A 25,073-nucleotide genomic window follows, 5' to 3' on the forward strand; every position below is an offset into this window, starting at 1 on the left:
AAATAACATCATGTGCTAAATACACATTATAAATACATAAGCATCTCGCCCCATAAATAGAAAGTAACCTCTTAATTTCACTCGAAATCAGCTGTAAAAAGAATGACCTCGTTCCAGTAAAAGAACAGGAATTAACCTTGAAATAATTAAACCTATCCTATTAAAAGACTTTATATTCTTTGTCTTATATCAGTCCATGTTATTCTATTTATATAAGAAGGGATGATGGAATTGGTAAAAGAAATTGTTTTAAACGATACAGTGATTAAAGTGAAGCGATATAAGGAAGAAAAAATAAGGGGTTTACATAACATCTCTATTCATTTCGATGTTACAAGTGACGAATATCATGACGTCACTACGATGCTTTATAAAGGAACATTTGATGTGAAGGTTCCTGAGAGAGACTTAATGTTTAAAGGAAAGATTCAAGAATATTCTACCTCTATTACAAATCTATATGAAAAAGGTCGAGTCGGGGATTTTACATTAAGCTTACTTGAAGTAAAAAATTAAGAAAGGAGGTCTGGCGGGATGAAGTTAAGTATATTAGATCAATCACCTATTTCTTCAAATCAAACGGCTCAAGAGGCACTAAATGAATCAATAAAGTTAGCTCAAGTAGGAGAAATGTTAGGCTATACTCGATATTGGATTGCAGAACATCATCATTTGCCAGGGCTTGCATGTTCTGCACCCGAAGTCATGTTAAGTTATATTGGTGCGAAAACGAATAAAATCCGTATTGGTTCAGGAGCTGTTTTGTTACCTCATTATAAACCTTACAAAGTAGCAGAAGTATACAATATGTTAGCGACATTATTCTCAAACCGTATCGATATTGGTATTGGTAGAGCTCCAGGTGGATCTGCAGAAGCAACAAATGCTTTATCTGATCACTTTTTACAAAATGTATGGAATATGCCAAATTCAGTAAAAGATCTATTACATTTTTTAGACAATGATTTTCCTGATGAACATGAGTTTGCGAACTTGTCTGCTTTTCCCATACCAAATATAGCACCGATTCCTTGGCTTCTTGGTACAAGTAAAAAAAGTGCACAACTTGCAGCGGAAAATGGCCTTGCCTATACATTTGGGCAATTTATGAGTGATAGCGATGGAGTAGATATCGTACAACAATACCGAAGTGCATTTAAACCTAGAAAAGAAGGTCAGTGTTCTCAAGTAATCGTAACCGTATCTGTAATTTGCGCAGAGACATCTGAAAAAGCAGAAGAGCTCGCCTTAAATTGGCTTATTTGGCAATTGCAAAAAGAAAAAGGGGACAGAAACCAAGGGATTCCTTCCATTGAAGATGCTAAGCTCTATACACTCAATGAGAAAGAAAAAGAAACGTTTGAAAAGGTGAAACAGAATATAATCATTGGAAATCCTGATGAAGTAAAAAATAAATTAATGAGGGTACAAGCAGATTATCAAGCAGATGAGTTGATGATCGTAACCATCACACATTCACCAAAAGATAAGTTTCACTCATATAAATTAATTGCAGAACAATTGTTTACTTAAAATCTGATATAAAAAAGATGGGATACTACTTAAAGTAGGTACCCATCTTTTTTATATCAGATTGAACTTGAAATTTTGCAGGGATAAATGGTCGGTATAACGATTACCTAATTATTTCATCATTAATAATGGAATAAATGATTTTCTTAATAGGGTTGTCTGTTAACAATTGTTTTCTTGATTGAACATAGACCTTATTTGGTATATCGTCTAGTTCTTCTACATTTTTAACAATGATCTTATCTTTGTCCACTTCGTCTACTCCTAATAACAGTGTAATACCAATACCCAAACCACTTCCAACTACTTTTTTTAACATTTCATTATTTCCAACTTCAACATGTTTTATATTTGGAATTCCAATCAATTGTTTTTCAACCGGTGACAAAAGGGGCGTATTTCGTCGAAACCATATGACGGTTTCATCTTGTAAATCATGAAGTGTCAGCTTATTCTTTTGCGCTAATCGATGGGTTTTACCGCAAATTAAGACGATTTTATCATCAAATAGAAATTCTGAAACGATATTTGGATTGTGTGAAACCGCATTTCTTGTAAAAACCACGTCAAGTTCCCCAGATAAGATTTGTTCATTTAATCGAACAGAATTTTCTCCTTCTATAATGGTAATGGATAAGTTATCAATGGATAGGATAGATCTTATTAGATTTGTGATAAAAGAATAAGAAAACCCAGGAGAAACACCAATTTTTATATTAGGAAACTTAGATGAGTTGGTTGCTTCTTTTGAATGATTCATATAGGTAAGAATACTGGTAGCATACTCTACAAAGACTTCGCCCTCCGGTGATAACGTAACATTCTTTCCTGCTCTATCAAATAACTTACAGTTTAGTTCATTCTCTAAGTTTTTAATTCTCGCAGTCACTGTTGGTTGGGTCACATTCAGAAATTCAGCAGCTTTTGAATAATTTTTGTGTTCAATAATGGCTAGAAATGTTTCCAGTTGACTTGTGTCCATATAGATTTCCTCCTACTATCATAGAAGTAATGATAGATTTTTTTATTCAAAGCTATAAGTAAGTATACAATAAATAATTTTATAGTTTGCTTAAATGAAAACTTTTTTTGCAGTAATTCTATCAAAAAATAGTATTTTTAATAAAAATAACTTAAATGAATAATTTTTGAAGATCTACAAATGAAGACTGTTAAATAGTTTGTAAAATGTTGAAAATTGTCTATGGTTTTCGCCGTTATCAATGTCCAATTTGTAGTTTTTTCACTTAAAAAGGGATTTTATGTTAACAATATATGCATATTATAAATAAAATATTGGATAATGTCGAAAAATAGAAGATTTTTTCAATTGGATTTTTCTGAAATTTAGACTTATAATTTGAGTATAGTCAATTGAAAGAAAATTTCACTTTTTCTTTTTAACTGCAAACTACATATTTAAATTTTGGTACAATAACTTTATTGCTGAGTATGGAAAATCTATGATACTCTCTAATAGAGTTAAGTTCCGAATGCATGATTTAAAAAAATGTAGCTTGCGCACAAATCGATTTCATTCATCTAGTTAATAATAACTCAAAGTGGCACCAGTGAAAAGACTCATTAATTGTTGGATTGCAATTGTAAGCGTGTACAAGTGGCGGAATTATTTTTAAATCATAAAGATGCTGTAGTGTCTTTAGCTTCTGACAAAGCAACATTTATTACTGAACAAGTGATTAGTGTGAATGGCGGAAGTGCAATGCAATGAAAAATAATCTTGAACTTCGAGATTATTTATATATCAATTTAAAAATTCTAGGAGGGACATCAATGGGGAAATATATTAAAGAAGACCAAGAGAAATTATCATTTAAGGTCAATCGTAAAGCTTTTATTGATCAAGACATTTTAGAAACAGAAAGAGACGCTATTTTTAGTAAATGTTGGCTGTATATCGGGCATGAATCCGAATTAAACAATAAAGGTGATTTCCACAGAAGAAAAGTTGGTGGACGTAACTTAATCTTTACTCGCAGCCAAGATGGCGAAATCAGAGCTTTCTATAACAGCTGTCCACACCGTGGAGCATTAATTACTCGTGAAAAATGTGGAAACTCAAAAGTATTCCGTTGTTTCTATCATGCATGGAGCTTTAACAACCAAGGTGAATTAGTTGGAATGCCGGATAAAGCTGGTTTCCCGAATGATCATAACTGTGATGGCGATAAAAACCTTGCAGGAGTACAGCGTCTTGAAAGCTACCGTGGTTTCTTCTTTGTTAATTTCGATGATGAGGCTGTTTCTTTAGCTGATTACTTAGGGAATGCAAAAGAATATCTTGATTTAGTTGCAGACCAAGCTTGCGCAGCAGAAGATCCAGAATTAGGCATGGAAGTTTTAACAGATCCACAAGAATACAGTGTGCGCGCAAACTGGAAACTTTTAGGTGAAAATAGTGTTGACTTATATCATGGAGTACCAACACACAAAACTTATTTTGATATTGTTGCTACTCGTGGTGGAACAATGGAAAAAGATAGTCTTGTAGGTGAAGGGAAAGATTTAGGTAATGGTCATGCTGTTATGGAATACTACTCTGCTTGGCCTAGACCAGTAGGAAAATGGATCGAAGGTTACGGAGAAGAAGCTAAAGGAATCATTGAAAAGAATATTGAAAGATTAGAAGAAAGATTTGGTAAGGAAAGAGCACACAGAATCGCTAAAAAGAATCGTAATATCTGGATCTTCCCTAACTTAATCATTAACGATATTATGGCGATTACAATCAGAACATTCTATCCAGTTGAACCAGGTTATATCGAAGTTACTGGTTATGCTTTAGCAGCAAAAGCGGAAACTGATACTTTTAGAGAAGTAAGAAATGATAGCTTCTTAGAATTCTTAGGACCATCTGGTTTCGCAACTCCAGATGACAATGAAGCTCTTGAACTATGTCAAGAAGGTTTCTTAAATAACAAAGAAGCTGGATGGAATGATATTTCTAAAGGGATGAACAGAGAAGTACCTCAAGCGACTGATGAAGCGCAAATGCGTGCATTCTGGCGTCAGTGGAATAAACTCATTACAAATGAAGAAGCTCAAAAAGAAAATGCTGGGAGGGTTACAGTGTGAACATAACACGTCAAGAAGTTGAAGAGTTTTTATACCAAGAGGCAGAATTACTTGATACATGGAAAATGCAAGAATGGGCAGATTTATTTTCAACAGATGGAACTTATGTGATTCCTCCAATCGGAAGTCCTGATGCAGATTTTAAAAAGTCATTGTTTTTAGTTCATGATGATCGTGCACGTTTAGAACAAAGAGCTTTACGTTTATTGAAAAAAGAAGCACATGTTGAATTTCCACATTCAGCTACTGTTCATAATGTGAGTAATGTAAGAATCGTTAATAATGAAGACGATGTTGTAGCTGTAAGATGTAATTTCACAGCTTATCGTGCAAAACGTGATTTCCTTGATACTTACGTAGGTGTCAACGAATATGAATTCGTGAAAGAAAACGGCGAATTAAAAATTAAGTCTAAGAAAGTTATTCTTAAATTGGAAGCTTTACGTCCACAAGGAAAAGTAAGTATCCTTTTATAAAAATAATTTGATTAGGTGAATAACACGCAAAATATCGAAAAAACGCTTGGGATTCTTAATCCTCCAAGCGTTTTTTCGATTCTAGTAGAAAGATCCATGGTAAAGAAAACCGATACGCATGTGATTACTGTTTGTGACTTTTTTCTGATAAGACTTTTAACCAATTAATCAATTCGGTATAATGTATTCTGTGAATAAGTCATGATCTTCAATTATTATCATTTTTCAGCAATAGATAATAGAATCAAACTCCTAATCATTAGGGTGAAAAAGGGTTGAAGAGAGAGCTTGTTTTGTACAACTATTTTTATATAGATTCAAATTTGAAAGTGAGTGAGACTTTATGGGCCGTAAATGGAACAATATTAAAGAAAAAAAAGCGTCAAAGGATGCCAATACGAGTCGGATCTATGCGAAATTCGGAGTAGAGATTTATGTAGCAGCAAAGAAAGGTGATCCAAATCCCGAATCAAATCAGGCTTTAAAATTTGTACTTGAACGTGCAAAAACGTACAATGTACCTAGACATATTATTGACCGTGCGATTGAAAAGGCAAAAGGTAGTTCAGATGAAAACTATGTTGAACTACGTTATGAAGGCTTCGGACCAAATGGATCAATGGTTATTGTGGATGCACTAACAAATAATGTAAATCGTACTGCATCAGATGTACGTGCGGCATTTGGTAAAAATGGTGGTAATATGGGAGTAAGCGGGTCTGTAGCCTATATGTTTGATGCAACGGCTGTTATCGGTCTTGAAGGTAAAAGTGCCGATGAAGTACTTGAAATATTAATGGAAGCAGATGTTGACGTGCGTGACATTCTAGATGAAGATGAAGCAGTTATTGTTTATGCGGAACCAGATCAGTTTCATGCTGTACAAGAAGCATTCAAAAATGTTGGGATCACTGAATTCACAGTGGCAGAACTAACGATGCTTGCACAAAATGATGTAACACTTTCAGAAGATGCGCAAGCGCAATTTGAGAAAATGATTGATGTAATAGAAGAGTTAGAAGATGTTCAGCAAGTATATCATAATGTAGATTTAGGTGAGTAAGAAAAAAGCAGACTTTTTGTTAAATACAAAAAGTCTGCTTTTTTCTTATTATGATTACCATTTTCAAATGTCTGTTAAGAGTATATTAAACTAGGAGAATTCTTTAAAAGAATATTGTTCTCCTAATACTGAATTTGCTATATTGGCAGCATGATCAGCAATTCTTTCAAGGTTGCTAATCATATCAATATAAATTATACCTGCCTGGGGCGTACATTCTCCTACAGTTAAACGTAAAATATGCTCCTTCCGAAGTTGACGTTCCATTTTATCAATCAAAATTTCGTTTTCAATCACTTTTTTTGCCAAATCTTTATCATTTTGGTCCAGTGTTGTTATGGCATATTTCACATTTGAAATTGTTAAATGGAATATTTCATGTAAATGAGTTATAGCAGATTCAGTCATGTTTACCTGCATCAAAATCTGATATTCCGTAAGCTCAATAATATTTTCAAAATGATCTCCAATTCGTTCGATATCCGTTACAGTTTTCATTAACTTATTTTGTTCTTCTGATTCATATTCTGAAAGAGAACTAGATGATAGGGCGATAAGATAGTCTGTTATTTTATGATCTAGACTATCTAGTGTATCTTCCATTTGAGTGGCACGATCAGCATATTTTTGCTGATTTGTTTTGATAAACTCCAGAGATTCTTCAAGTCCTTTTATGCTGAATTTCCCCATATGTACGATTATATCTTTTGCTTGTCCAAGTGCAATAGCAGGAGCCTGTTCAATAAAAATAGGATCAAGTTGCAAAGCTTTATACTTCAAGATAGAGTCTTTTCCTGGAATTAGTCTTGTAACCATGAAAATTAATACATCTATAAAAGGAAGTAGAATAAGAGCACTTGTTACATTAAAGATGATATGTGCAAATGCAATCGTCATTTCAGAATTTAAATGCATTATAGATTGAATCCATAGAATAAGATCAACAAATGGTTTTAAGACGATCATAAAAATGACCATGCCGATTACATTTATTAACATATGTGCTGCTGCCGCTCTCTTTGCAGCAATGGATGTACCTATGGAAACTAAAACGGCTGTAATTGTTGTACCAATATTATCACCCAATAATATTGGTACAGCTGCTTCTAGACTAATAATATTCGTAGCATAAAGACCTTGCAAAATTCCGATAGTTGCACTTGAACTATGGATAAGGGCAGTCGACACTATACCGATCAATACACCTAATAACGGTATTGAACTTAAATTGACAGTTAATGTCTGATAGATTTCAATTGTGCTAATCGGTATGATACCACTGGTCATTAAGTCTAAACCATAGAAAAGTGACCCAAGACCGAAAATGATTTTCCCAACCTCATACACTGTTTTATTTTTGAAGAAAAAAGCTAAACCCGCACCAACAGCAATAATAAGTAATGCGTACTCACCTACATCTATTCCAATAATAAAGGATGTTACGATTGTTCCAATGTTTGCCCCCATAATAACTCCAATTGCCTGACGGAGTGTCATAAAACCCGCACTTACAAGACCGACTGTAATGACAGTAGTAGCTGTACTACTTTGAATAAGACCGGTAACGAAAATACCTGCTAATACCCCTATATAAGGGTTTGTTGTAAACCGATCAAGAATATCCTTTAATTTATTCCCAGCAAATCTTTGAAGTCCAACCTCCGTTGTTCTAATTCCATATAAGAAGATTCCTAGACCTCCCAATAGTTCGAAAATTACCTGTTGAACATTTATTTCCACATTTTCAACCCCTAGGATTCCATTGTTCGACAAAAAACTACAAGCGTAATTAAATTATGAAGAAAAGTAAATTTAAAGTAAACAAAAAACAATTAAATTTACAATTTATTAGTATTTAACTAGCAGTATTTTTTTCTATAACAAAATTTCAAAGGACTAATTTCACATATGAAACATTGTTATGTCTATATTACTGAAACAAATGAAGTTATTTTGAAATGAGTTGTCATATTATAAGTTAATTTTTCAAGATAAGGTTTATTTTAGTAAAATTAAATATTTGGAAATATTTCCTATATGTTAGGTTAATGGTTTACTATCATAGTTTCATTTATTCTTTTATTCTATTACCATCTTTTGGAGAGTGAATTAGAATGTTACAGCTGATAGCCTAGTAGTAGAGACAAAAAACAGATTACTAGGAGGAAGTTATGAAAAAATTTAAAATGACAGCTTTAGCGATTATTACATCTATCTCATTATTCTCATTCAACTCTTCAACTGAAGCAGCGAGCGTTTCCCATACGGTAAACTCTGGTGAAAGCTTTTGGAAAATAGGGAACCAGTATGGTGTGTCAGTACAAGCTTTAAAAACAGTTAATAATCAAACAAGTAATCTACTATATGTTGGACAAAAATTAGTCATTCCAAACTCTGATATTTCAGCGGCAGATAAGGATCTTATGGCACGCTTAGTTTCTGCAGAAGCAAAGGGTGAGTCATATGCGGGGAAAGTAGCTGTTGCGACAGTCATTCTTAATCGGTTGAGTCATCCTGATTTCCCAAATACTATTAAAGGTGTAATCTATCAAATTGATGCTGGATATTATGCCTTCACTCCTGTTCAAAATGGAGCAATCAATCAAGCTGCAGATGTAGAATCAAAAAAGGCAGTTAATGAAGCTTTGGCGTATAGAGGACAAGGCAATGGTTCCATTTATTTCTATAATCCCAAAACAGCTAGCAGTAAATGGATTTTTTCACGTGAAGTAACTGTAACGATTGGCAATCATGTATTTGCAAAATAATAGATTAAAAAGGGTTCGGAATGGTTTCATTCCGAACCCTTTTTATCGAAACAAAAAAATAACAGCTCATTGTGCTAAATACACATTATTAACTATAAAATTCTCGACCAATAAATTGAGTAAAACCATAATATTCTACTCGATAAGCGACTAATAAATAATTAAATATACGGACGAATATATATTCCTATGTGTTATTAACACAATATGGTATAATAAATTCAGAAAAGTCAATTAGTGGGCGGTGTATTTAAAAATGAGCAAAAGAAAACGGGAGAGTACAGGATTTCTAATTAAACAACGCGCATTTTTGAAATTGTATATCATTACGAATATTGAAAATGGTAGATGGTATGGATTACAGCTATTAGATGAAATAAGAAAAGAATTTAAACCATTTGGTTTTGAACCGCAACATTCAGAAATATACCGGGCATTACATGATTTATTAGAAGACGATGTATTAACAAGAGGGAAAGTTATTAAAGAAGGATCAAAGTATCAAGAGATTGCCATCTATTCCATTAAAGATAAAGAAAAAGCAAAGACCTATAAAAAGATGGTAAAAGTAGATATAGATCGATCCTCACAATTACTCAGAAAAGCACTCGAAGATAACTACATGTAGTTTGTTGTCTTTTTTGATAAGGAAACAAGGCAAGTCAAACTTACTTAATAAGGTTGTGAAATCCATGTGTTTAATTCTATTCGCCTATAAAAAACATCCGAAATATACACTGATTGTTGCTGCAAATCGTGATGAATTTTATCAAAGGTCCACTGCTCCTGTACATTATTGGAGGGATCACCCCGAAATACTCGCAGGTCGTGATTTAGAGAAAATGGGCACGTGGATGGGAATTACAACTGATGGACGATTCTCCGCGTTGACTAATTACCGAAATCCAGCAGAGTTAACAGAAGGAAAACGGTCACGTGGAGAATTAGTATCGGAAGCTCTAAACTATAAAGGTGATGTAAAACAGTACATGCAAACTCTGATAAGTAATAGAAATCTTTTCCCAGGCTATAATTTATTGGCAGGAGATGTAAATAATCTATATTATTATTCAAATATAGAAAATACGTTACAAAATCTAGGGCCAGGCATTTATGGTGTAAGCAACCATTTATTAAATACGGAATGGCCAAAGGTAGAAAAGGGAAAGAAAGGTTTGTCTAAAATACTAATCGATAACGAGGAGAATTTAGTGGAAAAACTTTTAACACTGCTCCAAAATGCAGATCCTGCTCCAGACCATCTTCTTCCAAACACAGGAGTTTCATTAGACTGGGAAAGAAGGCTTTCATCACTGTTCATCAAAAGTGAGGATTATGGAACAAGAAGCTCAACAATATTATTCATGACAGATCAAGAAATACAATATGTGGAACGAGTATTCTCAAAAGATGGCATAAACGATCAGGAATATATGATTCGATATTAAGAGCATCATATATAAATAATAAAGGCTAAAATTAGTAAGACCGAGCAGTACTATTATTCACTCGGTCAATGAGGCTAACTCCGAATCTTTTAAAATAAGGTAGCTAAGAAAGCTGTAATAAAAAATTGAACGATCACTATAAACACTAAAATCCCAATTGAAGGAAGCGAAAGGAGCAAGCCAGCCTTCTTTCGAGCACGAAAAAAAGAATCATAGTTACTATAGTGTTTGCCTATTGGGTTAGATAGAATGACCTTATCCCATAAATTTGCAACCCAAATCCAAATAAAGAATGAGAATCCTATTAAAATAATCAACTTTAAATAAATAGGGGGTACTGCAACCAGTGCAACTCCAGTAACTCCTAATAGCCTAAAGTATCCACTCAAATAGGTGAAATTGCGCAAAATAATTTTAAAAAATAATTCAAGGAATCCGTTATAAGCTAAATTTCTTTTAAAGATTCTTGTTGATTGTCGAAACAAAAAGGGTTTTTTTCTTTGAAAAATTTTTGGTTTTTCTATATTTGGTGATGCACCTGCTATTAAGTTGATATAACGTAATCGTTGCTTGTTTTCTTCGGACACTTCTTTTTGAAAATATTTTGTTGAATGAATCCTTGGTATAAATATGCAAAGTGAAATGCCTAAAAATAATATAGCGATACTAATAGAATAAAGCGGTACAGTAACAAAATTTGAAAAGGTCATTACATTACATAGAAATAGAGCAAATAAAGTCGTCCATAAAAATACTTTTTCTTGCCAACCTTGAAACTGTGATCGAATAATCATTTTTATCGCACTAATGAAATAGGAGAATCCAATGTAAAATAGCATGAAACATAAAATTTCCCCTATGTTTAATGAAAATTGAAATAAGAAAAAAGGGGATACAATTGTAGTAAATACAATAATCTTTAAAGCTGATTTACCTAGTGAATAAACAAATATCGACTTCTTCAGATTGGTAAATTTTTTCTTGTGTTTGAGTAAAAAGATTCCGTCTGCTTCTTTTACAAATGTTCGGTAACTATCTGTCGAAGATACAAAATAAGCAAGAATTGCTAATAAGGGAAGTGAAAGGTATTCACTCCATTCAGGTAGTTCTAACCACCAAGAACGGTAAATGAAAAATGTAATAATTAGAGTAGGAATAACTAAATATAATAAAACAGTCCAATCGAAAACCGTTTTAATGATTTTATACTGAAATAAATAATCTCGTTTCACACGATCGAAAAATATTTCGAAACTATTCATTGTTATCAGCCTTAATAAAATGGTGATAGCATTCAAACAATGAACCTTGTTGTAAATGACATGATATGCGAAAATCCGCTAAAGTACCATAAGCAATTTGTTGACCTTCGTTAATTAACACATATTGATCACAGATTTTTTCGGCTGTATCTAGTACATGGGTACACATCAAAATCCCTACTCCACGATTTCTTTCTTGCCTAATGATATCCAATAGTAGCTTAGTTGCAATTGGATCTAAACCGATAAATGGTTCATCAATAATCAGAAGATCAGGCTTAGTCATTAAAGCTAATATAATCATTGCTTTCTGTTGCATTCCTTTTGAATAGGTCACAGGCAATTCATGAATATGTTTTGTCATGTTAAATTGTTCTAATAATGGTGTCACACGATTAAAGACGATTTCGTCAGATAACTGCTCAACATCAGCAATAAAATGGATATGCTCTTGAAATGTTAATTCATCATAAAAAATAGGTCGTTCAGGAAGATACGAAGTCGTTATATTTTTTTTAAAAGTAATATCTCCTTTTAAAAATGGAATCAATCCAAGAGCACTTTTAATCGTCGTACTTTTTCCAGCCCCATTAGCTCCAATTAGTCCAATTAATTCACCTTTATGTATGGAAAACTGTATATCGTGAATCATGGATTTTTCAACTTCATAACCAGCCTTCTCTATATGTATTGAAATAAGTGACATGTTAGATTCCCCCATTATTTTAATACGAGGAATATGTAGAAAAGTTTCATAATTCAAATAAACTATTATTAAATGGTATATAATTCCTTGATCACTTTAATCGAAAACATTCTAATATTATTCAACAAGTGAGTAGCGATTAATAGCGTACTCATGATGTTTTCGCGCTCATAATACAAGGGGTCAAAACGCAAAATTATCAGGTAGTAATTGGAATAAATTGATAAATTAAATGAGATGTGTAAAACGAGATCGAGCCACTCCACAAGAAAAAAAGCCAAAATCGGAACCTAAAAAGCGTGGTCGTAAATCCAAGGTTGAACAAGAAGCCTTTCAAAAGGAAAAACAAGAGCGAGAAGATCAAAAGACTATTTACGAAAAAACCATATTAGATCAATTAGATGCCAGCTTAGAAACATTACAGACGGATGTACCGATCCAACTAAACTGGGGTATCAAGAAAAATAGTGAGGGGAAAAATACATTTTGTTTACGGTGACTACCCAGATGCATTAGCAAGAATACATAGCAGCTTACATTCACATTTTGGGAATTTTATTATAGTCAGTGCTAAACCTGGTTATGAATTTATTGGCAAAGGTTCGCCTACTCATGTAGGAGGGGCTAGCCATGGAGGATTGCACAAACAAGATTCTTTAGTCCCCTTGATCGTAACAGGCACACATTCAACACCTTCATATTTAAGAATGGTAAATTTAAAAGAATGGATTTTATCTTTGATAAGGTAAGCCGAAAAAATACTTTTACAAAAAGGCTTTCTCGATTAATGAAAAAGCCTTTTAAATTTTGGCTTTGTTAAACAATAGTGTTTACGCTTTAAAAGCCTTTGGTGTACGCAACCATTAAATTATTCAATGGTTGCGTACACCAAAGGCTTTTTTTCAGGCGATAATCATTAACGCAGCCTAAATTTTATAAAAAAGGTTTGCTGTTAATGGCAAATGATCAGAGACTTTTGGCATTTTTATTATAACTTTTGCGTCAACAACCTTAAGATTTTGACTGACAAATATGTAATCTAACCTTGTTCTAGGACGAAGTGAAGGATAAGTATAACCTGCACCTTTTCCGACAGTATACCAAGCGTCTTGAAAATTATGGGTTAATTTTCTCCATCCTTTTGATTTAGGTTTCATATTCCAATCTCCCATGATAATAATTGGGTGTGAATACTTATGAATCTGATTTAAGATATAATTTGTTTGCTTTCTTTGAAGGAAGGGATTAAGACTTAAATGAGTGACCATGGTTTGAAATAACTGTTTGTTTATTTGTATGGTTGCTTCAAGCAATGACCTTCCTTCTGTTAGTCCGGATATATAGTTAAAAGAATAGCTTTTTTTTGTTACAATCGGATATCGAGACAAAAGCGCATTTCCATATTCCTGCATCTTTGATGAATTTTTAGATTTTATAGAAATAGACGGGCTAAAAGCATGCTCCATATTTAATTGTTTTGCAAGCCAACCGATTTGATCTTCGTAGAGACTCCGTCTGGAATAATGTTTATCGACTTCATTAAGACCAATGATATCAGCATCGCAATTACTAATAATTTCAGCAATTCTGTCTAGATCTACTTGTTTATCCATTCCTCTGGCATGATGAATGTTAAAGGTCATTATCTTGATCTCCAAAATATTCTCTCCTAAAAATTTATTCTCAATAAAGTAATTCTTAAGTAGCTTTGTGGTTAATCTTTGTTTGATTGTTTATTATTATTATTGTTCCTTTTTTTAAAAAGTTGTATGTATTTTATACGATGCATATTAGATAATCCTTAGTCAAATTTCCCATAAATAATATGTGCCATTACGATTAAAAATAAAAAGGAGAAGAAAAGGAGTGCAAACATCATGAAAGGTTATGTTCTTTCATTTTGGAGTTTAGTCGATCCCTTATACTATTTTTTCACACGCTTAAAATACCTTCCCTGCGAAGAAATAAAAGGTAATATTTTCCGGATTAGATTTACAAAATATAAAGGGCGGAATATTGTCCTTTCAGACGGGACAGAAATAAACAAAAACGATATTTTAATAAAAATTCACCTTCACAATGTCAGACTATCGAAAGAACTAAAAGACATAAAGAGTGAAATAAAAAAAGCGAAAATTATTTACCACTATGTTCAAAAGTCACTACCAGGCATTGAAATTTACATTCGGAATTGTAGCCATTCACAAGAAATTAAAGGAATTATAGGTATTACCCTGTTGAATAAAGGATGTGAACGGCTTGGTTTTGAGGTTTTTTACATATCCCATCCCATTTACAAGTGGTTTAAACAGTTATCTTTTTTGCCAATAGGGATTCTCTCTAGTCAAAATGCTTCTATCAGACATATTCTTAATCATCAACAGCCAAAATATTTATTGATGTCTACAAAGAAATTATCAAATATGTACAGACATTAAGTAAGCTATCACCTTCGAAGGTTTCTGTCTTTAATACAAGAGAAAAAGCTGTTAAAAGTTAACAGCTTTTTCGTTAAATTGCTTTAAATGCTTCTCTATCGGCAGCAACCAATGTTAACTCATGAAGAGTGATTTCAGGACGGCTTCCGACACGTGTTATCATTCATCGTTTAACAGACGATCAAACGCAAACACGTCTGAAAAATCAAGCTGTGCGTGAGAAGAAGAAAGGCATTGTCATGAAGGACAAAAGCAAGCATTTGATGGGTATGAATGTGTACATTATGAACACACCACCCGGAGTAGTATCAACTGATTATGTACACGCTCTGTATTCCCTACGTTGGCAAATTGAAATTTTGTTTAAAACATGGAAATCATTCTTTGAAATTAATGCCTGTAAAACGATCCAAAAAGAACGCCTAGAATGCCACTTATACGGGCAACTCATCGGCATTCTTCTATGTTCTTCCACCATGTTTCACATGCGGCAGCTCCTACTATAAAGGAAGAAGCAAGAACTGAGTGAACTCAAGGCAATTTATATGATTAAGAACTCTTTTCCGTTGCTATTTGAGGCTATGTCTAGTGGTACACATGAACTCGTAAAGATTCTCCATTGCCTCTATCAAGTGCTCAAAAAGAATGGACGTAAATGTCATCGGTATAAGAAGATGACCATCTTTGACATATCTACTTTTCCATCACTCGCTAGTTTTGAAACAAGTATCATATATCGTGCCTAGTCATTTACGTTTTTAGCTTGATGGGCATGCGGCAGGACCCCATATTAACTATAATTTGTTTTGTGTTACTTAGTCCTATAGAAACGGTCTCTGATTTTTTTCATCCGAGCGTGATATCTTAAAATTTCTAATCTTGCTTTTTCTGCTTCTGGTGCAATTGGTCTTAACTTTTCTAGTTCCCAATAATCGACAATCACATCAAGAACTTGATCAAAATATTCTAATGGGCCATAGTTTGCCTCTTTGGCAATAATAGACATACGATCTTCAAAATCAGGCATAACAGTACCAGGCATTTGGAAGTTCATGATAACATGCCCCAAATGATAACAATAATTAGGTTCTAATTGAAGATGAAATTTAATGACATCTCGATAAAATGCATAATGCAAGGTTTCATCTTTTGCTAAACGGCGAAGGAGTGTAGCTAAATCCTTATCATGCTGACCAGCTACTTTCGCTACATTATTATAAAATACCAAGGTAGCCAGCTCTTGCAAAGAAGTATAGGCCATTGTTTCAAAAGGTGTATGGAAGTCTGGACTCCAGCCATTCTCTACGGTTTGTTTATGCAGTTGTCGAATACGTTTCGGATCTACATTACGTGTGATTAAGAGATAAGTTTCCAGTAAATTAGAATGTTGGTCTTCTTCCGCCGTCCAAGTATGGACAAAATCATGAATAATAGATAAAGAACCTTTAAAAGTCTGATCCAGGTGAGAAGTAAACCAAGGGAGATTGACTTCGGTTAAAAGGGCTGTTTCAACCGCAGTAACAACGGAGTTAGGAAGTGTGACTTGACTTTCATCCCATGGAACCCGCCGGAAATCTGTTGCTTTATCCCAAGGCAAGAAGTCATGGTAACCCCAATCAATTTTTTCTGCTCGCTTTTTATGTTCTTCATACATTTCTTTTATTTTGGGTTCTAACCTAAAATCTAAGTCATTTGTTAACAACATATTACCTCCTGTATTTAATTCATTTAAAATAAACTAAATAAAAATAAGGTGATTAGTTAAAATAAATCAGTTTCTGGCAATCACGTTCCTCGATAGACATTTGTTTTACACCTCTTATATGCCCCTCAATTCTAGCCAGACGATTGATAACATTTTTCCAACATTTATGGTTATGATTGTGGTTTCTTATTTGGTTAGTAACATTATGATCAAGTGGAATCTACGTTAAGCGATGGAGCCGTTTCGTTCATTATAACTAACGGGTAGCGCTAGTGTAACAAAACAAATTAAAAAAATCGATTCCTTAACGTACAAGAAATCGGCTTAACGTACAAAATTTATTTTATCTTAACTAGCGTAAAATATACTATTCCATAGTATGCAAAGTAAAGAAAACCATTGTAAAATCTACTTTGTAGACATGATATCTTAACTCTGTAAACAACGTATTCAGCGTAGCGATGTCTTTACAATAAGAAGGCATCGGAGGATAACCTTACTAGGTAACCGACCTCTTCTCAGGTGTCGGTCAACGAGGTTAGAATCCGATGCCGCGAGGCTCATTGTCAAGACGAATACGTTGTTTACATAACAATGAATAAGCCATTGATAAACAAAGGTTTTCTATGTACGAGTTAAGATAACCGCAAAAAGTTAGCGGCACTCCAATAAGCAACAGGGATTATTAATAGATATGAATAAATATTTGGTTTACCCAGCCTAGGCAGATGCTTATTGGAATGTATTTCTAAATAATATAAAACAACAACTAGTCTCTCATATCAATCAATCCCTTATTTCTATCATATGCCATTATCTAAATAGCGGATATCTGCATATCCTTTTTCTCGGCGGTACCAGATTATAAGGATTGACACAAAAATTAATAGGACGGAAATGACTTGCGCTATTCGCAAATATTCCGTAAGCATTAAGCTATCCGTTCTCATTCCTTCGATAAAGAAACGCCCGAATGAGTAGTAGATGATGTATGTCAAAAACAACTCACCGCGCCTTAAATTTGCACGTCGGAGGGACATCAACACGATAAATCCGCTAAAATTCCAAAGAGACTCGTATAAAAACGTTGGATGATAATACGTCCCTTCTATGTACATCTGGTTAATGATAAAATCTGGTAAATACAGATTTTCAAGAAATTCCCGCGGTACGGGTCCCCCGTGAGCTTCCTGATTGATAAAATTTCCCCAGCGCCCAATTGCCTGACCCAGAATCAGGCTTGGTGCTAAAATATCAGTAAGTTTCCAGAACGAAATTTCTCGTACCTTCGCAAACACTATTATTGTCAATACAGCACCGATTAGTACACCGTGCATGGCTAGTCCGCCTTCCCAGATAGCAATAATTTTATTGGGATGTCCGGAATAATATTCCCATTTAAAAATCACGTAATAAGCGCGTGCAAATATGATAGAAATCGGAATCGCAAAAAAGACGAGATCAAGAAAGGTATCTTTTGGCAGAAAACGTCGCTCGCTTTCACGCATGGCGAGCCACAGGCCAATTAAGGCGCCGGAAATGATAATTACACCGTACCAGTAAATTTGGAACGGACCGAGACTGATCGCAACCCTGTCGACCGGTTCAATCGTAGTTTCCATATTCTCACTCCTCGTTTTTCACACCATAATATTCTTTAAACATAATATTCCAATTTAATGTGTTAGTTCTAAATCACACCTTTTTATGCACTTGGCACTTGAGAGATGACTTTCCCTTCAATACGTTCAAAGATATCACCTAAATCACGACCTGTAATTGTTAGACCGTGATTCCTAAGTCCAATGATTGCCCTAGATGGATCATCGGCATTTCGTACTAGATCTGCTACAGTTTCCGCCAATTGAATCGTACCGCAAGGGTAGTTAATTTCCGTTGCTTTTACACCATCCATCCATGCATGAATATGAACAATTGCCCCCACTTTTGGATGTTCTTTATAAATCATCCAATGTTCAATCGCATCGACCGATGCTCTATTTGGAGAAATACGAGGAGGAACACTTATTTCCATCGCATTTTTTTTCGAATTAAACCCATTGATATATAAAATATCTTGGCCAATTACTCGCATATTAGCTTTGTTGACACCGCTAGCACTCATCCAAAAGCTTTTATCATCGTGTCGGCTGCTTAGATTCCCATAGCTAAGACCGCCTACCCCGTATAATTTTTTTAACTGACGCATATCACGAGATGACAAATATTTTTCAAGTGGAAAGGGTGCAGGTAATAAATTCATTTCATCTAATTTTTTGCCTGATACGTACATTTTTTGTGTGATATCGTTACCATTCCATAAATTTTCATCCAAATTATCCACAAAATCATTGTCAATGACTAATTGAGCCGAAGCGACTGGTTCCAATCTTTCATAAATCTTTTGGAAAAAGTCTTCTTTTTCTTCACTTTGATAACTTAATTTGTAAAATCCTTGTTCAGGAGTAATAAAATAAACATCTGTTTTTTCTTTATTGTGTACGATGAAAATTAAATGGTTCGCTAAAGATCTAATTAGATATGGATAAGCAGCTTCAAATATATTCTCCGGTTCTTCATTCTTCTCTAGTATAGATACGACAAAAGTCGCCTGTGCCTTTCTACGAAAAGGACGTGGTTTTTCTTGTTCGATCACATTAAATACAATTCTAATATCATCAATTGGTTCTTCACAAAACTCGTATCCTTCAGTTGAAAATTTTTCCTTTAATCCTTCCGTATACCATGTGATAAAAGGAGTTTTTTCGCCACCTGTTATTGTAAAGTTCTTCATTTTTGTCTTCCTCCTAATTTCTATCAAATTGTTATGGTTCAAAAACCACTTTGATTGCTGAACGATTTTTTTTATTTGAAGCAGTACCAAGAGCATTTCGGTAATCTTCTATTGGAAATCGGTGAGTAACCAATGGTGATAGATCGACTTTTCCAGCACGCATTAATTCAATTGCTATGTCAAACGTTCGTGTGCTTTTTCCTTGAAACACCTCCGTACTATAAGCAAAGCTTCCTTTGACATCTAACTCATTAAGCCAAACTGTCGTCCAATCAATTCCGTCCATTATGCCGGCGAGACCTAACAGAACAACTTTTCCACCGTTTTTAGAAAATCGAAGTGCATCATTGATACTCTGTTTTCTTCCAACACATTCAAAAACAATATCTGCACCTCCTTGTATTACCTCACGACCAAAAAGAGGCTTTAATACCTGTCCTTTAAGAGTTTTTGTTAGGTCACCGACATAAGTTTGTTTTCTAAGCTGGGTTATATTGTTCGCCCCATAATTGGACGCTAACTCAACTTGAAATTGATGTTTCACCAACGCAACAATTCTACACGGGATTTCCAGTGCTCGAATAGCCGCAATGACACATATTCCAATCACTCCTCCTCCTATGACTAAAACAGTGTCGTTTTTACTTGGTGGATTTCTTAAAACACTATGTAAAGCGCAGCTAAAAGGCTCTACCATCACTCCGTTAAAATCATTCACATCTACTGGGAGTTTAAATGCTTGGCTTTTGTGAGCCACAATATACGAACTCCATCCTCCACCTGTGTCACGACAAGCTCCTATTAACAAACCTGGTGACAGGTCTCCTTCAGTTTTATATATACACAAACTAAAGTTACCCTTAAGGCATGCGGGACAAGGATGTTCTATACCTCTCGATACACACGACAAAATCGGGTCTATAACAACTCGATCTCCCTGATTTAATTCAGTAACTTGTGAACCTACTTCTGCAATTTCCCCTACGATTTCATGGCCGATTGTGAATGGAAACGAAACAAATGGTGAAGTAGCAGGACTATCATTTAAAAAAAGAAGATTAAGATCACTACCACAAATACCGCCATATTTTACCTTTACTTTAACCCAGTTTTCATTCGGAAGCTCCGGCTCCGATTGTTCGTGAAATCGCAAACAGGATAGCCGAGAATTCCAATAAACAGAAGGAATAAAATTTCCGATTATTTTACTGAAGATATAGTTGGGTATTTTGTAATCGAATTGCAAAGCTTTCAACACATATCACCTAGTTTCTTCAACGATTTCAAATAATAATTTTCCCTAAAAATTTCCCTTCTATTCATTTTATTGATAAATATGGAAATTATTTTCCTGAAATAAGAAACGTATTTTGAAGTAAAAATGAGAAAAATAGTATTGTGGTTATAATGTTTAAGGTCTTGCGGATCGGAGGATTTGACTATGAACACAATAAACAAACAGGCATTAATGGTTTATAACCCGTTCTCTGGAAAAAGGGGATCTCATAAAGCCCTTCCGATATTATTGAAAAAACTTTCAGAAATCGGTTACCAAGTAACGGTTCATCAAGAAAGGATGTTCAATAACATTGATAACCCTATTAAAAGAGCATGTCAAAACAGATGGGATGCAATCTTTATTGCCGGTGGTGATGGCACAGTCAACCAAGCACTTCAATTTTTAGCTGAGGAAGAATATAGACCAACTGTAGGGGTATTTCCATTTGGAACGAGTAATGAATTTTCAAAATATATAGGTATGACTTGTAATATAATTGAAAATCTATCAATTATTGAAAGAGGTAATACAAAACCTATTGCCATCGGAAAAATTGGTGACCGATACTTCTCGAACATAGCAGCAGGGGGCTGGTTATCAGATATTACCTATAAAACCTCTCCTTCTCTAAAATCCTTTTTTGGTGAATGGGCCTATGGCCTTTATTTTCTTAAAACACTTTTTTTGACGAAACAATCGGATACTATTTCTGTTGATCTCTCCCCAAATGAAGTAATTTCAGATCTCTCTTTATTTTTAATCATGAACGGAAACGCAGTTGGTCCTTTTGAGCAACTTTTTAAGGATACTAAACATAATGATGGTTATTTTCATCTACTCACCTGTAAAAAAACCAATCGATTACAGTTGTTTTTTTCATTACTTGCAATAATGCTCAACATCACTGACAATCCATCAATAATCCATCATACTAAAATAAAATCGGGTTGTTTTACGATTCCAGAGTCCATCGCTCTCAATCTGGATGGCGATAAAGCATATGTAAAAAGCCTGCATTTTAACGTATTGCCCCAGCATCTTCATGTTTTTAGTTCGACTTCCAACTAAGAACGCCTTATGATGCTTGTATATTTACAAGTAAAATTGGCTATATTGTTAAAAATTTATGAATAGGTGAGATGTTTGTATTGTTTTATTGTTAATAAAGTTTCGGGTAATGGCAGAGCTCTTAAAATTTGGTATCAAATTGAAAAAAAGCTTCAAGAAAAAAACGTTTATTACTGTGTTCATTTTACACAAAAACCAAAACACGCCACTTTATTAGTTCAAGAACTTATCAGCAAGGAAAAAGGGACTGTAATTGTTGCGGTAGGTGGCGATGGGACCATCCATGAAGTGATTAATGGATTAGTGGGTACGAATACACCTTTAGGAATTATTCCTGCTGGCTCAGGAAATGATTTTTCAAGAGGACTAGGTATACCATTAAAACATGATAAAGCGTTAGAACGTATATTAAACGGTAAAACAAAAATCATCGATATTGGATTTGTAAACTCCACATACTTTTGTACGGTGGCAGGAATAGGATTTGACGGGGAAGTAGCTCATGTGACGAATGCTGCAATATATAAAAAATTACTTAATTTCATCCGGATGGGGCATATCTCATACATTATTAGTGCAATAAGGGTGTTATTCCAATACAAACCAACGGATATCTCTATAATGATTGATAAAGAGCTATACAAATTTCAAAAGGTGTGGCTAATCGCCGTGGCCAATTTACCCTTTTACGGTGGAGGACTTGCAATTTGTCCAAAGGCCGAAAGCAATGATGGTTTATTTGATATATGTATTATTCAAGGAATGACTAAGTGGGAATTTTTACGTATATTTCCATTAGTTTTTAAAGGAAATCATACATCATCCCCTTCTATTAAAATAATAAGGGGAAAAGAAATAGAAATTTATTCCCCAATTCCACTGATGATTCATGGGGATGGGGAAGTGATTGGTCGAACTCCTGCACGAATTGGAATTAAATCATGTTCATTATATGTTTTTTAAAAAATAATAAACCAAAATGACGAAGAACCCTTATTTCATAGTTTCGGTTGAAATAAGGGGGTTTTCATGTTTAAACGCTTACTTATTTTTTTTCATTTCTTCTAAAGCCTCGTCATAATCAAATTCAACTAATGCCACGATCATTTGGTTTATTATTCCAATAATCCTTTTTATAATTTCAATCATGATATGTATGAAAAACTCCTTTCTTGATTTAGATCATACTGAACATCACAAATATTGTTATTTTCGTTACTGTTACGTGCTTCGTTTGTATCATTAACTGCTCATTTAAATAATAAAGGGAAAATTAAAAGTTCCAATGTAAGATAAAATCTCCTAATCATTCTTATCACCCCTAAAGTAATAATTTTTTTTAATATGAACAGTACACTTACTGTTTATACATTTAAAATTAGGCTGAAACAGATTTGGACTAATATCTTCTCCAAAATGATTTAGGACGTAAATAGCTTGGAAAAGGTCATCCTTTCTTATGGAAATAGGTAAGGAATTGTCCGTAGAATCCACTTGAACAAGAAAGATAATCTCAATAGCAACCTCTTGTTTTTCTAGTTCAGTTTTTAACGGACTATGACTTCGACCAATCATAGACAACGGTATCGATGAAAAGCATTTTAAAGTAAATTGTTTCTATGTATCTGTCCACCTTTCTATAGAAAATGAACAAAACTTGAAAAGGTATTCTTCTTTTATAGAATTTTTCTCAAACAATATCCTAATACTATACTTTATAGAAAATTAAATGGCTGATTATCCGTTGATTATAGCTTATTAATTATTCATTACTTAGAAAGCGAGGGGAAAATATTGATTAATTGTCATACATTAATTTTTTCTGCTTCTATTGGTAATGGACATAATCAAGCAGCCAAAGCACTACAAGAAGAGTTTGAGAGAAACGGGTATACATGTGAAATCATCGATACATTCAAGTTAATTAGTCCGGCGTTTCACAAAATAGTTTTAGAAAGTTATTTACAAATTTTAAAGTTCAGTCCGATTGTTTGGGGAAAATTATATCAGCATACAGAAGAGCATCCTTGGTTCATGTTAATGGACCAATTTGGAACATTTTTCACGGAACGTCTGTACTCAATTGTTCAAAAACATAAATGTAAGTCGTTAATTTCAGTGCATCCTTTTTCGACAGCTATATTGTCAAAATTGAAGAGAAAAAAAAACTTAGATATTCCGTTATATACTGCAATTACTGACTTTGTTATGCATCCAGCCTATATTCGAAACGAAGTAGATGGATATTTTACAGCTTCAGATCATTTGGATTATTTTGCAACTTTATATAATATACCAATATCAAAGTTCTACTCAACTGGCATCCCAATTCGTTCTATACCATCTTTAAAGAAACCAAAATGGAAGGTAAAGTATGAATTACAGTTAGACCCGGAGAAAAAAACTATATTAATCGCAGGTGGTGCGATCGGATTAACAAAATTCACGAAGGTATTAAAAACTTTAAATGCTATAGAAGACAAGGTTCAACTTGTCTGTATAACTGGTCATAATAAGAAAGCAAGAGCAAAAATTGAACAACTGGAAAGTAAGCACGAGATAGTTAATACTGGTTTTACAAATAGGTTTACCGATTATTTAAGAGCCAGTGATGTTATTATATCTAAGGCAGGTGGATTAACAATGGCAGAGTCATTAGCTTGTGAAACGCCGATTCTAATATATCAACCAGTACCAGGTCATGAAGAACAAAATGCCCAGTATTTAATGAATTATGGGGCGGCTGTAAAAGCTGAAATTCGCGAAGAAATTCCTATAATATTAGAACACATTTTGTTTAATGATTGTTATTATGAAGCGATGGTACAGAACATCAAAAAAATTCAAAAGCCTTATGCTGCCAAAGAAATCATTAGTGAAATAAGTAAGTGTGTAAACTACAAAAAGGAAGTAACAACAAATCAATAATCCCACGATTAATTACCCGTGGGATTGTTGATTGTGGTCAGTCGGGATTAAAAATAAAAAGCAGGTAAAGGAGAATTGCTGACTTTAATTGTCTAGCTTATATGTTAATTGTTAAAAAGTTTGGTAGAGCTTCAAATCATTTACATGTATAAAATGCTGTGACACTTATGAGTTAGCGGTTTTATCATTTTTTGTAATATATTATTTCATCTAATGTTGGCATACTAAACGAGTATTTCCATTAACATTATTAGGAGGAATTTAAACTATGCAACAAAATCAACAAGCGCAACAAGCAGTACAACAGGCACAGCAAGTAATTCAACAAGCTCAACAGTCTCTTCAAACAAATGACACAACAAGCTAATCCTCAAGCTATTCAGCAAGCACAGCAGCAACTGCAACAATTCCAGCAATTTCAACAACAACAATAATAATCAAATATGACTAATGGCTAGTTTTAATTCCATAAGACATACTAAATATCGAAAAAACGCCTAGATAATAAA

General features: G+C 33.9%; 24 protein-coding genes and 2 pseudogenes. 16 read left to right on the plus strand and 10 right to left on the minus strand.

Going from position 1 to position 25,073, the window contains the following annotated elements:
- Positions 1-231: 231 nt before the first annotated feature.
- Both JMM81_RS08190 and JMM81_RS08195 read left to right on the plus strand, forming a co-directional pair.
- Complete coding sequence (locus JMM81_RS08190) at positions 232-516, plus strand: DUF3219 family protein (protein ID WP_256241101.1); 285 nt, start codon at positions 232-234, stop codon at positions 514-516.
- A gap of 18 nt (positions 517-534) precedes the next feature.
- On the plus strand, positions 535-1,533 hold the full coding sequence (locus JMM81_RS08195; RefSeq protein WP_256241071.1) for an LLM class flavin-dependent oxidoreductase: 999 nt from the start codon (positions 535-537) through the stop codon (positions 1,531-1,533).
- A 103-nt stretch (positions 1,534-1,636) separates the two neighbouring features.
- Here JMM81_RS08195 and JMM81_RS08200 read toward each other — a convergent pair whose 3' ends face one another.
- A complete protein-coding gene (locus JMM81_RS08200) occupies positions 1,637-2,515 on the minus strand; it encodes a LysR family transcriptional regulator (protein WP_256241072.1) in 879 nt (292 codons plus the stop codon).
- A gap of 606 nt (positions 2,516-3,121) precedes the next feature.
- Here JMM81_RS08200 and JMM81_RS08205 point away from each other — a divergent pair.
- The 4 genes from JMM81_RS08205 to JMM81_RS08220 all read left to right on the plus strand — a co-directional run bounded on the left by JMM81_RS08205 (position 3,122) and on the right by JMM81_RS08220 (position 6,168).
- On the plus strand, positions 3,122-3,265 hold the full coding sequence (locus JMM81_RS08205) for a hypothetical protein (protein ID WP_256241073.1): 144 nt from the start codon (positions 3,122-3,124) through the stop codon (positions 3,263-3,265).
- A gap of 62 nt (positions 3,266-3,327) precedes the next feature.
- The gene (locus JMM81_RS08210) at positions 3,328-4,629 is read left to right on the plus strand and encodes an aromatic ring-hydroxylating oxygenase subunit alpha (RefSeq protein ID WP_256241074.1); all 1,302 of its coding nucleotides are present in this window, start codon (positions 3,328-3,330) and stop codon (positions 4,627-4,629) included.
- Positions 4,626-5,105, plus strand: coding sequence for an aromatic-ring-hydroxylating dioxygenase subunit beta (locus tag JMM81_RS08215; RefSeq protein WP_256241075.1), 480 nt, complete (start codon positions 4,626-4,628; stop codon positions 5,103-5,105). The genes JMM81_RS08210 and JMM81_RS08215 overlap by 4 nt, the downstream gene beginning before the upstream one ends.
- Before the next feature lie 343 nt (positions 5,106-5,448).
- Positions 5,449-6,168 (plus strand): YebC/PmpR family DNA-binding transcriptional regulator, encoded by a 720-nt coding sequence (locus JMM81_RS08220; protein ID WP_256241076.1) that lies wholly within the window; start codon positions 5,449-5,451, stop codon positions 6,166-6,168.
- A 90-nt stretch (positions 6,169-6,258) separates the two neighbouring features.
- Here the strand turns inward: JMM81_RS08220 and JMM81_RS08225 are convergent, their stop codons facing one another.
- The gene (locus tag JMM81_RS08225; RefSeq protein ID WP_256241077.1) at positions 6,259-7,908 is read right to left on the minus strand and encodes a Na/Pi cotransporter family protein; all 1,650 of its coding nucleotides are present in this window, start codon (positions 7,906-7,908) and stop codon (positions 6,259-6,261) included.
- A gap of 431 nt (positions 7,909-8,339) precedes the next feature.
- Between JMM81_RS08225 and JMM81_RS08230 the strand changes: the two genes are divergently transcribed.
- The 3 genes from JMM81_RS08230 (at position 8,340) to JMM81_RS08240 (ending at position 10,384) form a co-directional block, all read left to right on the plus strand.
- A complete protein-coding gene (locus tag JMM81_RS08230) occupies positions 8,340-8,936 on the plus strand; it encodes a cell wall hydrolase (protein WP_375162358.1) in 597 nt (198 codons plus the stop codon).
- Between the two features lie 256 nt (positions 8,937-9,192).
- Positions 9,193-9,564 carry a replication termination protein gene (locus tag JMM81_RS08235; RefSeq protein WP_256241078.1) on the plus strand — a complete coding sequence of 124 codons (372 nt, stop codon included), beginning with the start codon at positions 9,193-9,195 and terminating at the stop codon, positions 9,562-9,564.
- Positions 9,565-9,628: 64 nt separating this feature from the next.
- The gene (locus JMM81_RS08240; RefSeq protein WP_256241079.1) at positions 9,629-10,384 is read left to right on the plus strand and encodes an NRDE family protein; all 756 of its coding nucleotides are present in this window, start codon (positions 9,629-9,631) and stop codon (positions 10,382-10,384) included.
- 89 nt (positions 10,385-10,473) lie between these two features.
- Here JMM81_RS08240 and JMM81_RS08245 read toward each other — a convergent pair whose 3' ends face one another.
- Together JMM81_RS08245 and JMM81_RS08250 are read right to left on the minus strand one after the other, a co-directional pair.
- Positions 10,474-11,646 carry an ABC transporter permease gene (locus JMM81_RS08245; RefSeq protein ID WP_256241080.1) on the minus strand — a complete coding sequence of 391 codons (1,173 nt, stop codon included), beginning with the start codon at positions 11,644-11,646 and terminating at the stop codon, positions 10,474-10,476.
- A complete protein-coding gene (locus JMM81_RS08250) occupies positions 11,639-12,352 on the minus strand; it encodes an ABC transporter ATP-binding protein (RefSeq protein WP_256241081.1) in 714 nt (237 codons plus the stop codon). The genes JMM81_RS08245 and JMM81_RS08250 overlap by 8 nt, the downstream gene beginning before the upstream one ends.
- A 232-nt stretch (positions 12,353-12,584) precedes the next feature.
- Here JMM81_RS08250 and JMM81_RS08255 point away from each other — a divergent pair, with 232 nt between their 5' ends.
- Both JMM81_RS08255 and JMM81_RS08260 read left to right on the plus strand, forming a co-directional pair.
- Positions 12,585-12,851: a hypothetical protein gene (locus JMM81_RS08255; RefSeq protein ID WP_256241082.1), complete on the plus strand. Its 267-nt coding sequence runs from the start codon at positions 12,585-12,587 to the stop codon at positions 12,849-12,851.
- A pseudogene (locus JMM81_RS08260) lies at positions 12,844-13,101 on the plus strand (alkaline phosphatase family protein); the annotation flags it as partial. The gene JMM81_RS08255 and the pseudogene JMM81_RS08260, both read left to right, overlap by 8 nt.
- Before the next feature lie 177 nt (positions 13,102-13,278).
- On the opposite strand, the gene JMM81_RS08265 reads toward JMM81_RS08260, so the two are convergent.
- Positions 13,279-14,010 carry an endonuclease/exonuclease/phosphatase family protein gene (locus JMM81_RS08265; RefSeq protein WP_256241083.1) on the minus strand — a complete coding sequence of 244 codons (732 nt, stop codon included), beginning with the start codon at positions 14,008-14,010 and terminating at the stop codon, positions 13,279-13,281.
- Positions 14,011-14,229: 219 nt separating this feature from the next.
- Here JMM81_RS08265 and JMM81_RS08270 point away from each other — a divergent pair, with 219 nt between their 5' ends.
- Entirely contained in the window at positions 14,230-14,790 is a 561-nt protein-coding gene (locus JMM81_RS08270) for a YkoP family protein (protein WP_256241084.1), read from the plus strand.
- 140 nt (positions 14,791-14,930) lie between these two features.
- Positions 14,931-15,536 (plus strand): annotated as a pseudogene (locus tag JMM81_RS08275) (transposase); the annotation flags it as partial.
- 65 nt (positions 15,537-15,601) lie between these two features.
- Here the strand turns inward: JMM81_RS08275 and JMM81_RS08280 are convergent.
- The 5 genes from JMM81_RS08280 to JMM81_RS08300 form a co-directional block, all read right to left on the minus strand.
- On the minus strand, positions 15,602-16,492 hold the full coding sequence (locus tag JMM81_RS08280) for an acyl-ACP desaturase (RefSeq protein WP_256241103.1): 891 nt from the start codon (positions 16,490-16,492) through the stop codon (positions 15,602-15,604).
- Positions 16,493-16,547: 55 nt separating this feature from the next.
- Positions 16,548-16,715: a metal-sensing transcriptional repressor gene (locus tag JMM81_RS22900; protein WP_309143484.1), complete on the minus strand. Its 168-nt coding sequence runs from the start codon at positions 16,713-16,715 to the stop codon at positions 16,548-16,550.
- Between the two features lie 583 nt (positions 16,716-17,298).
- Positions 17,299-18,117 carry a prolipoprotein diacylglyceryl transferase gene (gene lgt / locus JMM81_RS08290; protein WP_256241086.1) on the minus strand — a complete coding sequence of 273 codons (819 nt, stop codon included), beginning with the start codon at positions 18,115-18,117 and terminating at the stop codon, positions 17,299-17,301.
- An 83-nt stretch (positions 18,118-18,200) separates the two neighbouring features.
- A complete protein-coding gene (locus tag JMM81_RS08295; RefSeq protein ID WP_256241087.1) occupies positions 18,201-19,289 on the minus strand; it encodes a class II aldolase/adducin family protein in 1,089 nt (362 codons plus the stop codon).
- A gap of 31 nt (positions 19,290-19,320) precedes the next feature.
- The gene (locus JMM81_RS08300) at positions 19,321-20,544 is read right to left on the minus strand and encodes a zinc-dependent alcohol dehydrogenase (protein ID WP_256241088.1); all 1,224 of its coding nucleotides are present in this window, start codon (positions 20,542-20,544) and stop codon (positions 19,321-19,323) included.
- Positions 20,545-20,730: 186 nt separating this feature from the next.
- On the opposite strand from JMM81_RS08300, the gene JMM81_RS08305 reads away from it, so the two are divergent.
- From JMM81_RS08305 to JMM81_RS08315, 3 genes are all read left to right on the plus strand, one after another.
- Positions 20,731-21,636: a YegS/Rv2252/BmrU family lipid kinase gene (locus tag JMM81_RS08305; RefSeq protein ID WP_256241089.1), complete on the plus strand. Its 906-nt coding sequence runs from the start codon at positions 20,731-20,733 to the stop codon at positions 21,634-21,636.
- Between the two features lie 75 nt (positions 21,637-21,711).
- Complete coding sequence (locus tag JMM81_RS08310; RefSeq protein ID WP_256241090.1) at positions 21,712-22,599, plus strand: diacylglycerol/lipid kinase family protein; 888 nt, start codon at positions 21,712-21,714, stop codon at positions 22,597-22,599.
- Between the two features lie 831 nt (positions 22,600-23,430).
- Positions 23,431-24,564, plus strand: a complete 1,134-nt coding sequence (locus JMM81_RS08315) for an MGDG synthase family glycosyltransferase (RefSeq protein ID WP_256241092.1) — start codon at positions 23,431-23,433, stop codon at positions 24,562-24,564.
- Positions 24,565-25,073 lie beyond the last annotated feature (509 nt).

It is taken from the genome of Bacillus sp. V3B (assembly GCF_024494465.1).
Classification (GTDB): domain Bacteria; phylum Bacillota; class Bacilli; order Bacillales; family Cytobacillaceae; genus Bacillus_BD.